At 71.8% G+C, this 14,996-nt stretch carries 13 protein-coding genes; 4 read left to right on the forward strand and 9 right to left on the reverse strand.

Annotation, left to right across the window (positions count from 1 at the left end):
• Positions 1-28: 28 nt before the first annotated feature.
• The 5 genes from ACFFIA_RS03790 to eccB all read right to left on the reverse strand — a co-directional run bounded on the left by ACFFIA_RS03790 (position 29) and on the right by eccB (position 7,099).
• Positions 29-394, reverse strand: a complete 366-nt coding sequence (locus ACFFIA_RS03790) for a UCP033725 family protein (protein ID WP_377245262.1) — start codon at positions 392-394, stop codon at positions 29-31.
• On the reverse strand, positions 391-3,300 hold the full coding sequence (locus ACFFIA_RS03795; protein ID WP_377245265.1) for an SseB family protein: 2,910 nt from the start codon (positions 3,298-3,300) through the stop codon (positions 391-393). The genes ACFFIA_RS03790 and ACFFIA_RS03795 overlap by 4 nt, the downstream gene beginning before the upstream one ends.
• Before the next feature lie 1,824 nt (positions 3,301-5,124).
• A complete protein-coding gene (locus ACFFIA_RS03800; protein WP_377245268.1) occupies positions 5,125-5,415 on the reverse strand; it encodes a WXG100 family type VII secretion target in 291 nt (96 codons plus the stop codon).
• Between the two features lie 12 nt (positions 5,416-5,427).
• A complete protein-coding gene (locus ACFFIA_RS03805) occupies positions 5,428-5,745 on the reverse strand; it encodes a WXG100 family type VII secretion target (RefSeq protein ID WP_377245271.1) in 318 nt (105 codons plus the stop codon).
• A gap of 82 nt (positions 5,746-5,827) precedes the next feature.
• Positions 5,828-7,099: a type VII secretion protein EccB gene (eccB, locus tag ACFFIA_RS03810; protein ID WP_446686956.1), complete on the reverse strand. Its 1,272-nt coding sequence runs from the start codon at positions 7,097-7,099 to the stop codon at positions 5,828-5,830.
• Positions 7,100-7,172: 73 nt separating this feature from the next.
• On the opposite strand from eccB, the gene ACFFIA_RS03815 reads away from it, so the two are divergent.
• The 3 genes from ACFFIA_RS03815 to rarD all read left to right on the forward strand — a co-directional run bounded on the left by ACFFIA_RS03815 (position 7,173) and on the right by rarD (position 9,079).
• Positions 7,173-7,550 (forward strand): phage holin family protein, encoded by a 378-nt coding sequence (locus ACFFIA_RS03815; RefSeq protein ID WP_377245274.1) that lies wholly within the window; start codon positions 7,173-7,175, stop codon positions 7,548-7,550.
• 66 nt (positions 7,551-7,616) lie between these two features.
• Positions 7,617-8,171 (forward strand): GNAT family N-acetyltransferase, encoded by a 555-nt coding sequence (locus ACFFIA_RS03820; protein WP_377245720.1) that lies wholly within the window; start codon positions 7,617-7,619, stop codon positions 8,169-8,171.
• Positions 8,172-8,215: 44 nt separating this feature from the next.
• Entirely contained in the window at positions 8,216-9,079 is an 864-nt protein-coding gene (gene rarD, locus ACFFIA_RS03825) for an EamA family transporter RarD (RefSeq protein WP_377245723.1), read from the forward strand.
• A 3-nt stretch (positions 9,080-9,082) separates the two neighbouring features.
• Here the strand turns inward: rarD and ACFFIA_RS03830 are convergent, their stop codons facing one another.
• On the reverse strand, positions 9,083-9,808 hold the full coding sequence (locus ACFFIA_RS03830) for an anti-sigma factor family protein (RefSeq protein ID WP_377245277.1): 726 nt from the start codon (positions 9,806-9,808) through the stop codon (positions 9,083-9,085).
• Positions 9,805-10,299 carry a sigma-70 family RNA polymerase sigma factor gene (locus tag ACFFIA_RS03835; protein WP_377245726.1) on the reverse strand — a complete coding sequence of 165 codons (495 nt, stop codon included), beginning with the start codon at positions 10,297-10,299 and terminating at the stop codon, positions 9,805-9,807. Before ACFFIA_RS03835 ends, ACFFIA_RS03830 begins: the two co-directional genes overlap by 4 nt.
• 235 nt (positions 10,300-10,534) lie before the next feature.
• Here ACFFIA_RS03835 and ACFFIA_RS03840 point away from each other — a divergent pair, with 235 nt between their 5' ends.
• A complete protein-coding gene (locus tag ACFFIA_RS03840; protein WP_377245280.1) occupies positions 10,535-12,643 on the forward strand; it encodes a PhoX family protein in 2,109 nt (702 codons plus the stop codon).
• 282 nt (positions 12,644-12,925) lie between these two features.
• Here ACFFIA_RS03840 and ACFFIA_RS03845 read toward each other — a convergent pair whose 3' ends face one another.
• Both ACFFIA_RS03845 and ACFFIA_RS03850 read right to left on the reverse strand, forming a co-directional pair.
• On the reverse strand, positions 12,926-13,708 hold the full coding sequence (locus tag ACFFIA_RS03845) for an IclR family transcriptional regulator (RefSeq protein WP_377245283.1): 783 nt from the start codon (positions 13,706-13,708) through the stop codon (positions 12,926-12,928).
• A 273-nt stretch (positions 13,709-13,981) separates the two neighbouring features.
• A complete protein-coding gene (locus ACFFIA_RS03850) occupies positions 13,982-14,968 on the reverse strand; it encodes a polyprenyl synthetase family protein (RefSeq protein WP_377245729.1) in 987 nt (328 codons plus the stop codon).
• Positions 14,969-14,996 lie beyond the last annotated feature (28 nt).

A 14,996-nucleotide genomic window follows, 5' to 3' on the forward strand; every position in this document is an offset into this window, starting at 1 on the left:
CGGTGCCCCAGGCGTCCCCGCGCGGGCTCTAGACGCGGTGCTCGCGCAGGTCGGTGACCTCGTTGGCGGGCGCCCAGCCCTGGTAGACCCCGAAGTCGAACTCCTCCAGGCCGAGTGACTGCGCCACCGGCCAGCGCCCGCCCGTGTACTCCACGCGCAGCCAGGTGTCGTGCTCGGCCAGCACGATGAACGGCTCGCCCTTCCAGGTGCAGGTCGTACGCACGTAGGCCACGTCTTCGAGCTCGGCCACCGGGAGCACGCGGACGAAGCGCCCCGGCCGCACCTGCTCGAAGTCGTCGCCCGGCCCCGGCTGGTACAGGCGCATGTTGTCGCCGTCGGGGCTGGCTTCGTACTCCCGCCCCCGCCAGCGGGCCACGTAGCCGTCGCGCATCATTCGTCGCCGACCTTTCGCCAGGTGGGCGCGTCGGCGTCGAGGAGCGCGATCAGCTTCTCCGTGCCGTCGGCGGTGATCCGCCACAGTTGGGCACCGTGCGGGAGCCGAGCACTGTCTACTTTGAACTCCGCGATCACGTCGCCGCTCTCGCTCGGCGCGAAACCGTTGCCCCGGAACGGCGCCCGCTCGATGACCCAGCCCTCCATCGCGCGCATGGCCGGCTCGTTCTGCCCGCCGTACGGGATCCGGTAGAGGCTGGGCCGGTAGGCGGGCCACCGCAGCACGAAGATCTCGTCGGCGTCGTGCTTGAACGCCGAGCCCGCGTAGCCCAGGCCCAACGCCCCGTACACCTTGACGGGCGTGTCGAGGTGGGCGACCTCGTTGGCGCGGTGGACGAAGCCGGATACCCGGTCGTATCCGCGCTCCAGGTAGTAGTCGACCTGGCTGGGCGCGACCGCCTTCTGCATCAGCGTGGGCTGGCTCGGATCGGGGGTCGCGGCCTTCTTCACCGAGCGCGCGGCCGACTCGAGCTCCTCGGTGTCGCCGCCCAGCCCGACATCGGCGGCCCAGTTGGCCAGCGCGAGGATCTGCGCGCCGGGCAGCTTGGCGCCGACCGGAGTGCTGGGATTGACCGCGAAGGCCCACGCCGCGTCCGGCCACGCCTTGATGAGCTGCATGAACTTGACGTCGATGGTCTCGATCGTCTCGCCGAGGTGGTCGCGGAGGCGGTCGATCGAGGTGAAGACCACCACGTACGGCTCGCCGTCGATCGTCTCGGTCAGCCAGGCGAAGCCGGGCTCACCTGGGCGCGTGCCGTCGGCCGAGACCGGTGAGACCGGCAGCAGCACCTTGGCCAGCAGCAGCGTGGAGAGGAAGTTGTCGGTGCTCCCCTCGGCGGCTGCGGCTGCCAGGGCCTTTTCGACGTCGTTGGCCGCCTTGAAGTCGATCGGCGGCGGCTGCGGCAGGGCGGCCGGCAGGGGCGGCTCAGGTCGCTGCGGCGACTGCCAGGGCTGGGCCGGCACCTCCGGCGCGGCGGCGGCGCCCCACGGCTGGGCGAGCGCCGGGGCGCCAGCAGCGGCGGACTCCCGAGGCTGGGCAAGGGCTCCCGCTCCCCAGGGCTGGGCCAGCGCCCCCGCGGCCGACGCCGGCGCGACCCTGGCCGAGGCCCCTGCGGCGGACGCCGGCGTGGCGCTAGCGGGCGGCTGGGCGGGCGCGGTGCTCACAGCCGGCGCTGCGTCTGGGGCCGGCATCCCGGTGGCGGTTGGCTCCCATGGCTGGGTCGGATTGCCGGTGATGGCCGGATCCCACTGCTGCGTCGGCGCCCCCGAGGCCGACGGCGGGGCCTGCCCGCCCGCAGCCGACGGGGTGGACGCGGCGGCGGACTCCCAGGACTGGGAAGCTGGCGGCGTGTCCCAGGGGCGAGGCACGGCCGCGCCCGGCTCCGCACCGGCGACCGTCTCGTTGCTGGGCGGGGCGCTGGTGGGCGAGGCGCTGACCGGTGGCGTGGGCGGCGGGTTGATGGGCGGGAGGTTGGCGCCGATCGGGCCGAGCGGGATCGCCGGACCCGAACCGGCTACGCGGCGCGGGAGCCCACCGCTGGCACCTCCAGAACCAGCCGGTTCATCCGGAACGCGCTTCGGCAGCCCACCGCCGAACCCGCCCTGGCCGATCACACCGTCGGCGACGCGCGGCGAAAGACCGCTGCCAGCGCCTGAGTCGGGCACGCGCCGAGGGAGCCCGCTGCTGGTACGCGAACCCTCGAACGCCTGGTCAGGCTGGGGCACGGCCGGCGGTGGCGTGGCCGCGAGGTGCGACACCGCACTGCCCGGTGGTGCCCCGGGCGGGGAGCCGGAGAAGCCGGAGCCAGCCGGACTGGTCGGCGCGGATCCCTGGAAGCCGGAGCCGTCCGGGCCGCTCGCCGTCGAGCCCGCGAAGCCGGAGCCGCCCCGACCGGTGGAGGCAGGACCTGGGAAGCCGGGGCCGCCAGGCTCGTGCGGAGCTGACGGCTGGCCGGACGTGGAGGTGCCACCTGGGGTGGCGAGACCGGTGGGCCCGTTTAGCCCGCCGCCCGGTGAGGCTCCCGCCGGCGACGAACCACCTGCGCCGAGTCCACTCTGGCCAGGCCCGCCCGGGCCACCGGAAGCGCTCAAGCCGCCCGGCCCGCTCGGGCCGCCTGGGCTGCTCAAGCCGCCGGGAGTGGTCAGGCCGCCAGGAGTGGTCAGGCCGCCGGGAGTGGTCAGGCCGCCGCCGAAACCGCCCCGCCCCTCGCCGGTGAAGCCATCTGTGGCCGGTGTCGTCAGGCCGCCAGGGCCAGGTGCGGTGTGCGCGCTCTGAGTCGACGCCGTCTGGGCACCGCCCATGCCGAAGCTTGCTCCCGCCGGGCTCGCGGCCACGGCGGCAGGGCTGGTCGGCTCAAGGCCGGGCGGCGCGATGCGACCGGGCACGACCGCCGTCGCGCGGGCACGGGCCGCCGACTCCGCCCTCTCCAGGCGGGCGCGGGCGGCCATCGAACGGCCGGGCAGCCGCACGTCGCCCCGGGAGAGCTGGGTCACGAACCACGCCGGCAGGTATCCCTCGATCGGCAGACCGGGGTTGACCGCGAGCCACCACTCGAGGTTGGGCCATGCGGCGGCCAGGTCCTGATAGGGCATGCGACGGGCGGAGCCGGCGTTTTCCGCCAGGCACGCCTGGAGCGCGATGCCAGACGTGAACGCGAGCACGTGCGTGCGCCCGCTCGTCGTCCAGGTGCCCCAACCGACCGGCGCCTGGCCGGTGATCGAGTCAGCGGAGACCGGCAGCAGCAACTCGGTGCGGGCTAAGATCCGGAAGTACTCTTCCTGATCGCCGCCACGCAGCGCGTCGCGCATGGCGGCCTCGGCCTCGGTGGCCGGCTCCCATTCGGTCACGGCCACCTCCTCTCCGCCGTACAGGCCACATGCATCGCGTACAACCTACAAGGTAAGAGCAAGATCACAATGGCCGGCTTGTATCGGGTGCCACCTGCTGAGCGCTGACACCGCTCGCTCTCACCCTCCCATGTGACCCGAGCCCGCCGACAGGCCCATCCCACCCCTCGCTGACCTGCCGAAACCGGACCACTCGACGGCCCGCCCAGCCAACGGCCGGCCGGGGGCACGGGCCCAAGGCAGACACGAACGTGAGGCAAACCGGACCGCGCCAGCGACGCCGAACGATGAAGCCCCGATCGGCCAGGCCCGGCGCCGCCGAGCGCGAGCCCGACGGCCCAGGCGTCTGCCGCGACAACGAGCACGCCGCAAAGCCCGCCGGGCGAGAGCTGACCAAAGCTAGATCTTTCGCGGTCAAGGTTCGCGCCTTCCGTCGCGGTTCGATTCTGGCGGTGACAGAGGGAGCTGCCGCGATGCCCGTCGCGCTCCTGGCCGCCGCTCCCGCAGCCTCACCCTCCGCGCCCCCACGATCCCGACCTGGCCCAACGCGGACGGGCCTCGGTCCCGGGCACCATCCTGTAGATCTTGAGTCTCACGACAAGATGTTGTCCGCAACCAGCCTGTGGCCGCCCTGGGCGGCAGGTCGGGTCCATGTTCAAGAGACCTGTCGAGTTGGGCGCACCAACGCGCCCAATCGCCGGCACGCTCCCTCAGCTCCGCGATCGGTCGGGATAGTTCGTTGGACCGGCGGCCCGGTCCGCCCACCGTGCAGGACAACCCCTGGATCAAGACGAGTTACGGCTGCTATGACGCCACAGGTCGTCTAGAGAGTTTCGGTGTCGGGGTGGAGGGCGTGATCGAGCGTCCGTGGCGGCGCGTGGCGACAAAATCGGGGGACTTGCTGTTACGCCCGTAGCGGGAGGCAGCAAAAGTCAGGGATGTTGTCGGGATCTTGGCGGGAGGGCGCCCAGGATTCCGGGGCTTTAATGCCTACCGTCAGGTAGCGCCCCGGGGGCCGGCGGCGACACGCGGCGGCGAGCAACCGGGGCGTCGTGCCTGCTTTCGGGCTTGCGGTGAGCCGACAAATCGGCAGAATGCGGCGGTCTGTGGTGACCATTGTGGACGGGGCCAAGAGCCTGACTCCGAAGCTCTCAAGACGGCTTGTGGCGCCAATAGCAGCCATGAATAGCAGCCATGACTCGTCTTGACCCGGAGGCTGCCTGCCCGGTGGGCAGTCCGATCGCGAGGCTGAGGAAGTGTGCCGGCGGCAGACCGTGCGCCGCACGCGCGCCGGTGACACAACGCGAGTTGGCGCGTTGACGCGCCCAACTCGACAGCTCCGCCCCGGGCCGAGGCCCACGTCGGGCCGGGTCGCGATCGAGGACGCGGAGGGTGAGGCTGCGGGAGCAACGGTCAGGAGCACGACGGGCATCGCGGCAGCTCCCCTCTGTCACACCAGGGGCGAACCGCAACGGACAGCACGAACCTCGACCGCGAAAGATCTCTAGATCCGGCAGCCTCGCCGTGATCACCGCGGCGTGGGGCGCCGGCTCGCCGCGCCGGCGTGCAGCCTGATGGCCGGGCCTCCACCTCGAACTCTCTCCAGAGACCCTTCGGGGTCGAGGTCTAAATGGATCGCGCAGCGTCCACGCGCGCCGGGCTAGCAGCAGATCGCGGTACGGCACCGCCCTCATCGGGACAGTTCAATACCACGATCCGCCGAAACTGCTCCCGGACCTCGCCGAACCGAACAAACCGGCAGAAAGCAGCCATCCGCAGGGGTCATCGTGGACGGGTCCGAGACCCCGACCCCGAAATCTCTTCCTAGAAGCGGCCAGCCGCCCGGCGCTCGGTCTCGTGGTAGTCGGCGGCGCTCTCGTCGACCGCCAGCTTGATCTCGCGGAGGATCGCCTGGAGGTCGCGGGAGGCGCGGCGCCAGGTGGCCTGACGGGCGTCGTAAGCCTCGCGGGCGGTGCCCTCCCACGTGGCGACCAGTGGAGCGGCGTCGCGCTCGAGCTGGCCCAGGTGCGTGTCAAGCAGGCCGAGTGCCTTTTGGATGTCGGCACTGGCCTGGTGCAGGGCGGCGAAGTTGACCACCAGCCGGCTGTCACTCATCGGACACTCCCCTCAGAGCGGCAACTCAATGCCGCGGTGGGTCGCGGCGAGCCGCGTGGCCGCCTGGCTGTCGGCCGCGTCGTAGCCCTGGCCGGAGGTACGCAGCGCGGCCGCGGTCTCGGCCAGCGTGCGCTGGATGGCCGCCTGGTCGTCGGCCCACTGCGCCTTCACCTGCTCGAACGACCGCCCGCCGGCGCCCTGCCAGGCACCGCGCAGCGCCTCAAGCTGGGCCATCAGCCCCTTGAGCATGGCCTCCAGATCGCCATTGACCTGGTCGAACCTGGCCGCGGTGCGCTCCAGCACCACCGCCTCGGCCTCCGTGCGCTCCACGGCCACTCCCCTCGCCGACCCAGCACCAACCGCCACCGACCGTAGCGATCCCCGTACTCGATCGACAGACCCTGTGGATAACTCAGCCTCCGAGCGGGGCGCGGGCGACGGCCGGGTCCAGGCGTACCCCCTCCGGCACCAGCGCGACGACGGCCGGTGGGAGGCGGAGGGGGCGCGCGTCGCCGTACCCGAGGAGGGCTGGCACCTCGCGGTCGGAGAGGGCGTGCCGCCGCCCGCGGTCGGTGACCAGATAGATGTCGCCGGCCTCGACGAGCGCCGCGGTGCCGGGCGGTACGACCACGCCGGCGCGCGGGACGGCCGCGCCCACCGACACCTCCGCCACCCCGGACTCGCCGGGCACCACCGCGCACACGGCGGCCCCGGGCGCGGCGAGCGGCGGCGTGGTGGTGGGCAGGCCGGCCGCGTCGGGCGGGATCGCGCGCGGGAGGTCGGCGTACGCGCCCTGGGAGAGCCGGATCGGCTCGCGCTGGTCGTGGTCGGTGAGCAGCAGGTCGGCCTGGAGCTGTGTGATGGGGGCCAAGCCGGCCCGGAGGGCGACCGCGTACTGGCGGCCGCCGCCCTGCGACTCCACCACGAAGACGTCGCCGACCGCACTGCCCGGCACCACCGACTGTGCGCCGCCCGCGATCGGGACCCGGGCCAGCTCGGGGCCGGCGGGAAGCGCGGCGAGCAGGGCCGGCGTGACGGTGGCGGGCCGCTCGCCGCTCCAGCCGAGCGCGGAGAGCACCAGGTCGGTGTCGCGGATCAGGTGGCGGCGCTGCTGCCAGACGAGGTGCAGGTCACCGCCGGCGCGCACCAGCAGCCCGTGCTCGCCCAGCGGCGCACCACCGGCGGGCGCGGCGCCGACCAGCACCGCCACATCGTCCGATGTGGCGCAGACGGACCAGGCGCCGGTGGTCAGCCGCCGCCGGTCGGGCACGGCGTCGGGGGCGTGCTCTATCCCGAGGGGTACGCCGCGTGGCACGCCCTCGATCGCCTCCCGCGACACCAGCACGGTCTGCGCACCGGGGCCGAGCACGAGCAGCGCGGAGACGTGGTTGGGCACGGGGTGGAGCGTGCCCTCGCGATGCACCAGGCGCGCGCCGCTCTCCCGCTCGACGAGCACCGCCGGCCCGTCGAGCCACCGGGGCGAGCCGCTGCCGGTGATCGTGCCGTGCAGCGCGACGGCGCCCAGCGCGATGGCCGCGACGAGCACGCTCGCCAGCGTCGCGCCCGCCGCGCGGGGGAAGGGCGAGCGGCCGGGATCGGCGTCGCGCAGGACCAGGGCGGCCACGACCCGCTGCACGAGGAACTGGTGCGAGTGGAGCTGATCCTGACGGGACGGCACACGCACCCCCAAAGACCCGCGGGCTCACAAACGCTAGCGCCCCCCACACGTTGATCGCTGTCCCTTACTATCCCCGGCCATGGGCATCCTCATCCGCCTCGCGATCAGCGCCTTGGCGCTGTGGATCACGACGGTCATCGTTCCCGGGATCACGCTCTCCACCGATTCGATCGGTGAGGCGATCCTCACGCTGGTGATCGTCGCCGCGATCTTCGGTGTGATCAACGCGGTGCTCCGGCCGATCATCAAGACGGTCGGCTGCGCGTTCTACGTGCTCACACTCGGCCTCGTGGCGATCGTGGTCAACGGCGCGCTCTTCCTGCTCACCAGCTGGATCGCGGGCAAGCTCGACCTTCCGTTCCACGTCGACGGCTTCTGGCCGAGCGCCGTCGTCGGCGCCCTCCTCGTCGGCGTCGTGAGCTGGGTCCTGAACGCGCTGGTCGGCGACAAGGACTGACCACGGGCTGGGAATTGGCCGGCGACCAGCGGCAACACGCACGGTAGCGTCGGAGGCGTGCCGAGCATGCACCCCGACGGTTACCTCTTCTCGTCCGATCCGGCCCTGGTCGACGCCGACCTGGTCTACACCTGGCTCTCCACCGACGCCTACTGGGCGCTCGGCCGTCCCCGCGAGATGGTCGACAGGTCGTTCGCCGGCTCGCGCCTCTTCGGCGTCTACCGCCCCGACACGGAAGGCCACCCCAACGCGCCAAGCCACCCCAACGCGGAAGGCCACCCCAACGCGCCAAGCCGCCCCGACGCGCCAAGCCACCTCGCCGGGCCAAGCCGCCCCGAGGCGGATGGGCGGCCGGGCGCGCAGGTGGCGTTCGCGCGGGCGGTGACCGACGGGGCGACGTTCGTGTGGCTCTGCGACGTGTACGTCGACCGGGCCGTGCGCGGTCGCGGCCTCGGCACCTGGATGGTCACGCAGATCCGCGACGAGCTGGAGCGCGAGGGCCTACGCCGCATCCTGCTCGCCACCGCCGACGCCCACGCCGTCTACGCGAAGCTCGGCTTCACCCCGCTGGCCGAGCCGGACCGCTGGATGGAGTACCGGCGTCCCCAGGCCGACCAGTGAGCGAGCTCAAGCGCGGCTACCTCTTCGGCATCGCGGCGTACGTCATGTGGGGCTTCTTCCCGCTCTACATCCGCGTGCTCCGCCCGGCCGGCGCGATGGAGATCCTGGCGCACCGTGTGGTGTGGTCGGTGGCCTTCGTGGCGCTGCTGCTGACGGTGGTGCGCCGCTGGCGGTACATCCGGGAGCTGGCCCAACGCCCCGGCAAGCTCGCCGGCATCGCGCTGGCCGCCGCGCTCATCGCGGTCAACTGGGGGATGTACATCTTCGGCGTCAACTCCGAGCGGGTCGTGGAGACCGCCCTCGGCTACTTCATCGGCCCGCTGGTGATGGTGCTGCTCGGCGTCGTCGCGCTCCGCGAGCGGCTCAACCTGGCGCAGTGGAGCGCGGTCGGCATCGGCACGCTCGCGGTGGCGGTACTGACCATCGACTACGGGCGGCTGCCGTACATCGCGCTGACGCTGGCCACGAGCTTCGGCGCGTACAGCCTGGTCAAGAAGCGCCTCGGCGTGCCGGCGGCGGAAGGGCTCTTCATCGAGTCGGCGGTGCTCGCGCTGCCCGCGCTGGCGTACCTGGTGTGGCTCACCTTGACGACCGGTGGCACCTTCGGGCAGGGGGCGGGGCACACCACGCTGCTCGTCGTCGCCGGCGCGGCCACCGCCATCCCGCTGCTGCTCTTCGCCGGGGCCGCCAACCGGATCCCGATGACGGGGATCGGGATCCTCCAGTACATCGCGCCGATCCTCCAGCTCGGCTGTGGCGTGCTGGTCTTCCACGAGCCGATGCCGCCGGCCCGGCTCGCCGGCTTCGCGTTGGTGTGGCTCGCCCTGATCATCTTCACCGTCGACGGGCTGCGTACGACCCGCCGCCGCGTCGCCGAGCGCGAGGCCGAGCACGCGCTCGTGGCGTGAGCCCTACGGGACCTTGTACTCAAGCAGCGGCGTGCCGTCCTTCTTGGTCAGCGCCAGCCGCGCCAGCTGATCCGGCGTGAAGCTCGTGATCGCGGTGAAGGCGACATCGGCACCGGGAGCCACCGCCCACGAGCCGATCTCCTCCTTCTCGCCCTCGGAGTCCCAGGCGATGAGCCGGTACGTGTACCGCTTGCTCTCCCCGCTCTGCGTCGGGTACGCGCAGTGCATCGTGACCACCGTGCCCCACTTCGTCGGCGTGAGGCCGACCTCGGCGGTGACCGGGATCTGGCCGACCACGGACTTCATCGCCACCATGCGGGGCTCGGCCACACCGGGCGTCGTGGCCTGCGCCACGGGCGACTGCTGCGTGCCCGCCGAGCCGCCGTCGCGCAGGATGCCCGCGCCGAAGCCGGCGAAGAGCGCCAGGCAGGCCGCGGCCAGCAGGCTGCCTGCGCTGCGCCACCGCCGCGCGGCCCGCTCCTTGCGGCGGGCGCTGCCGACCGCCGCCAGCAGCTCGGGCATCCGCGACTCGGCGGAGGGCGCCGACGCGATCTGCTCAAGGCCCGCCGGGTCGAGCCTCCCGAGGAGACCCGGCAACACGGCGACCTCGCCGACCGCCTCGCGGCAGGTGGGACAGTCGGCGAGATGCCGCTCGTACGCGGCACGCTCGCTCGGGGACAGGGCACCGAGCACGTAGGCACCGCTGTCGTACGCGTAGTCGCACCTCATCTCGTCACCCCCATCTCCTCCAGGACCAGGCGCAGCGAACGCAGCGCGTAGTGGGTACGCGACTTCACCGTGCCCGGTGGTACGCCGAGCCGGGAGGACGCCTCGGCCACCGAACGCCCCTCGTAGAAGCACTCCACGAGCACCTCACGGTGCGACGCGGAGAGCCGCCTGAGGGCCTCGGCGACGGTCCACGCTTCGACCGCCCGGTCTGCCTCGTCCACCGCGGGCGGCGGCTCGGGCAGCTCGTCCGTGACGATCTCCCCGACCCGGGCGGAACGCCGCCGCCACGCGTCGATTGCCAGGTTGCGCGCGGTGGTGAACAACCACGCTCGCACCGAGCCGCGTTGCGGATCGAGTGCCTCGGGATGCCGCCACGCGCGCAGCAGCGTTTCCTGCACAAGGTCCTCGGCTCGTTGCCGGTCGCCCCCGGCCAGCCGGAGTGCGTGAGCGAAAAGCGCGTCGCCGTGCTCGTCCTGCAACGCGCGCAGCAACTGGGCATCCTGGTCGGTCAAGCCACCCCGGCCTCCTCTCGATCAGTCTTACGCAGGGATCCGCCGGTCGGTTCACATCCGCCGCCTGACGTTGGTGTTCATTTGGCGTTCATATGGGATCTGAGCAGCGCTCACGGGGCGCTCCTAGCGTCCGGCACGCGTGCTCTCTCGACCGCGGCCAGCAGTCGGCGCGGCCCTCCCGGGCACGCACCAACCAGCGAGGAGGCTCTTCTTCATGAGCGAGCGACCGCGATTGCTTCCGATACTTGGCCAAAGCCACACCGGACGCAGCGCGATGACGTGTATGTACCGCTGCGGCAACGCGTGTGACCACCCCGTCCCGAACGAGTCGGAAAACCCGTACTTCGGTGACGTCGTCCAGGCCGAGGTGTCCCGTCGCGGGGTCGTGCGGGCCGGCGCTGTGGGCGCCCTCGTACTCGGCTTCGCGGGCGCCGGTGCGGCCGCCGCGGCACCGGCGCTGGCCGCGCCGGGCGGTGCCGGGGCGGCGCCCGACGTGGAGGCGCTCAAGGCGTCCCCCACCAAGGGCGCGCTCACGTTCAGCACCATCCCGCCGAACCGGCTCGACAACTTCGTGGTGCCAAACGGCTACGACCACTCGGTGGTCATCCGCTGGGGCGATCCGGTGGTGCCGGGAGCGCCCGCGTTCAACCTGAACCGGCAGACCGTGCACGCCCAGTCGAAGCAGTTCGGCTACAACAACGACTTCGTCGCGGTGCTGCCGCTGGACAAGAAGGGCGACCGCGCCCTGCTGGTGGTCAACCACGAGTACACCAACGAGAACCTGATGTTCCCGGGCTTCACCAGCCTGGACGCGCTCTCGGTGGAGCAGATCCGGGTCGCCATCGCCGCGCACGGCCTCTCCGTCGTGGAGTTGGAGCGGGTCGGCGACACCGGCGAGTGGCGGCTCGCCACCAAGGGCGCCCTCAAGTACAACCGGCGGATCACCGCGCACCAGACCCGCTTCGACGTCACCGGCCCGGCCGCCGGCTCGGCGTTCCTGAAGACCGCGGCCGACCCGCGCGGCAAGGTCGTCATCGGCACGCTCAACAACTGCGCCGGTGGCGTCACCCCGTGGGGCACGATCCTGAGCGGCGAGGAGAACTTCAACCAGTACTTCGTCGGCGGCGACGGCGTACCCGAGGCGGACAAGGCGAAGCTGGCCCGCTACGGCATCAGCACCACCGCCCGCTACCCCTCCGACAGCCGCAAGTGGGACCGGGCCGACGAGCGCTTCGACCTCACCAGGCACCCCAACGAGGCCAACCGCTTCGGCTGGATCGTCGAGGTCGACCCGTTCGACCCGGAGGCGCGGCCGCGCAAGCACACCGCGCTGGGCCGCTTCAAGCACGAGGGCGCCAACGTCATCGTCTCCCGCAGCGGGCACGTCGCGGCGTACATGGGCGACGACGAGCGGTTCGACTACCTGTACAAGTTCGTGACGGACAAGAAGTTCCAAAAGGGCAACTCGTGGCAGGCCCGCGAGCACAACCTAACGCTGCTCGAGTCCGGCACGCTGTACGTCGCCAAGCTCGACTACACCAGCGCCAGCGAGATCGACGGCTCGGGCAAGCTCCCCTCCGACGGCGCGTTCAACGGCTCGGGCCGGTGGATCCCGCTGGTCCGCGGCGACAAGTCGTTCGTGCCGGGGATGACGGCCGCCGAGGTGCTCACGTTCACGCGGCTCGCCGGTGACGCGGTGGGCGCCACCAAGATGGACCGTCCCGAGGACGTGGAGCCCAACCTGGTCAACGGCAAGATCTACGTGGCGCTGACCAACAACACCAACCGGGGCACCGGCTCCAACCCCAAGGCTGACGAGGCCAACCCGCGCACGGCCAACCGGCACGGGCACATCCTCGAGCTGACCGAGGACCGGGGCGACCACACGAGCGAGACGTTCACCTGGTCGGTGCCGATCGTCTGCGGCGATCCGGCGGACCCGGCCACCTACTTCGCCGGATACGACAAGACCAAGGTCTCGCCGATCTCGTGCCCCGACAACGTGGCCTTCGACGGCGCCGGCAACCTCTGGATCTCCACCGACGGCAACGCGCTGGGCACGAACGACGGCCTCTTCGCGACGCCGGTCTCCGGTCCGGAGCGGGGTCACCTCAAGCAGTTCCTCACGGTGCCGCTGGGCGCCGAGACCTGCGGCCCGTTCATCACCACCGACAACCAGTCGGTCTTCGTCGCGGTGCAGCACCCCGGCGAGATCACCGGCGCTTCGATCGAGGCTCCCGCCTCGACGTGGCCGGACGGCGACTACGCCAAGCCGGGCGTGGTCGTCACCTGGCGGCTCGACGGGAAGCCGATCGGCAGCTGACGGCTGCACTCTGAAGGGCGCCCCCGGTGTCGGCGGGGGCGCCCTTCGCGTCTCCAGGCGTCCCGTCACGCTCGGGGCCCGAGGCCGGTTCGGTTCAAGAGACAGATCTGAGCTGCCGCGCTGTCCGCCGTGCTCCAGGCCGCCCCGGCCAGTGGGGATATGTCGAGGACATATCCCCTTGCGGCCGGTTTGAAAGGGCTATGTCCCTGACAATCGCCCACGCAGCCGCCGGGTCCGGCGAACCAGCGCCCCACGCGCTGTGGCGGCCCCCGCCTGTGGTGGTCAGGCGTCGGCGGACATCGCGTCGGCCAGCTCCTTGGCGACGGTGGCGAGCCGGTTGCGCACCACGCGCGCCGTCGTCATCAGCTCGGCCGCCGGCATCGCGCACGCCAGCACCACGCGGCGCTCCATGTCCTTGTCGGTGCTGACGAGCACTGCGGCGCAGCCGACGCCCTGCCGGTACTGCCCCATCTCCAACTGCATGCCGCGCCGGTCACCGGCGGCCAGGTCGGCCTCGAACGCCTCCGGCGTGGTGAGCGTCTGAGCGGTGAACGCCCGCATCCCCCACTCCTTGAGGTACCGGAAGCGCTGATCGGGCGTCAGCGTGGACAGGAGGGCCTTTCCCAGCGCCGTCGCGTGGGCACCGTCGTCGAACCCGGGGACCAGATCCTCGAGGTATGGCGAGCGGGGGCCCTCCGCCGCCGCGGTGACCGCCACCCGGCCGCCCACGAAGCGGCCCACGTAGTGGCTGTAGCCAGTCTCCATCGCGGCCCGCCGGAGCGACTCGCCCACCGACGGCGGCCCGCGGAACGCCGCCACCAGCTCGCGGTAGCGGTCGGCCACCTCAAGACCCACGATGTACGTGCCGTCCTCGCGCCGGATCACGTAGCCCTCGTACGCCAACGTGCGCACGAGGTGGTAGGTCGTCGCGACGGTCAGCTCGCACCGCCGCGCGATCTGCTTCACCGTCAGGCCCCGGGGTGCCCTGCCGACCGCCTCCAGGACACGCAGCGCACGCGAGACGCTACGGATCAGATCCGAAGGTTCCGCCAAGGGGTCGCGCACAACCACCTCCGCCGGCCGGGGACTTACACCATATGAAATACCGCCCGAGAGCGAAATGCCCGTTCGGATCGAAGCCATCAGATGTACGGCGACCGTCGGTGGGCGAGGCGCCACGTTGCGTTGATTTACCCCGATTTTCCGGGGCTTATGTCCACATTCGATCTTCACATTTTGCAGATGTAAATTTCTATGTGTCCAAGGTCGACAATCGTCCGTACGGGCAAAGCAGCCCCACGGTGAAGTGACGGGAGCGCTCCCGATTGGCGCGGACGGTCAGCTGGTGCGATCGGCGATGAAGTCACAGAGCGACTCGAGCGCCCGCCTCGGCGAGCCCTCGGGCAGCGGAGCCAGCCGCGACCGCGCGTCTTCCGCGTAGGTGCGGACGGTCTCCCGGGCTCGCTTCAGCGCCGGCGACTCGCGCAGCAGCCCCAGCGCCTCGGCGTGCAGCGCGTCGTCGGTCACCGGCCCCGCCGACAGGATCTCGCGCAGCCGGGTCGAGGCGGCGTCGGAGTCGTCGGAGGCCAGCGCGTACAGCACCGGGAGCGTGGGCACGCCCTCGCGCAGGTCGGTGCCGGGCGTCTTGCCGGACTGGGCCGAGTCGGAGGCGATGTCGAGCAGGTCGTCGGAGAGCTGGAACGCTACCCCGATCGTCTCGCCGTATCCCGCCAGGGCCTCGGTGTGCTCGGGCGTCGCGCCGCCGAACATCCCGCCGAAGCGCGCGGACGTCGCGATCAGCGACCCGGTCTTCTCCGCGATGACGTCGAGGTAGTGGGCGACCGGGTCATGGTCGCGCGGACCGACCGTCTCGGCGATCTGGCCGTGCACCAGACGGGCGAACGTGCGCGCCTGGAGCCGCACCGCCTCGGGGCCGAGCTCGGCGGCGATGTCGGCGGCCCGGGCGAAGAGGTAGTCACCGACGAGGATGGCGACCGAGTTGGTCCAGCGGGAGTTGGCGCTGGGGGCGCCGCGCCGCACGGCCGCCTCGTCCATCACATCGTCGTGGTAGAGCGTGGCCAGGTGGGTGAGCTCCATCACCACCGCGGCGGGCACCACCAGTGGCGCACGCGGGTCGCCGAAGTGGGCACCGATCGCCACCAGCAGCGGCCGGAAGCGCTTGCCGCCGGCATCGACGAGGTGGCGCGCCGCCTCGGTCACGAAGGGGTCGGCGCTCTTCACGCCAACGCGCAGCTCCTCCTCGACCACGGCCAGCGTATGCCGCACCGAAGCCTCGAGTGCGGGATCGACAAAATCGAGCCCGATCGACGTTAATCCGCCCGTACCCTGCACC

This window comes from Phytohabitans kaempferiae, assembly GCF_042433955.1.
GTDB classification, from domain to species: domain Bacteria; phylum Actinomycetota; class Actinomycetes; order Mycobacteriales; family Micromonosporaceae; genus Phytohabitans; species Phytohabitans kaempferiae.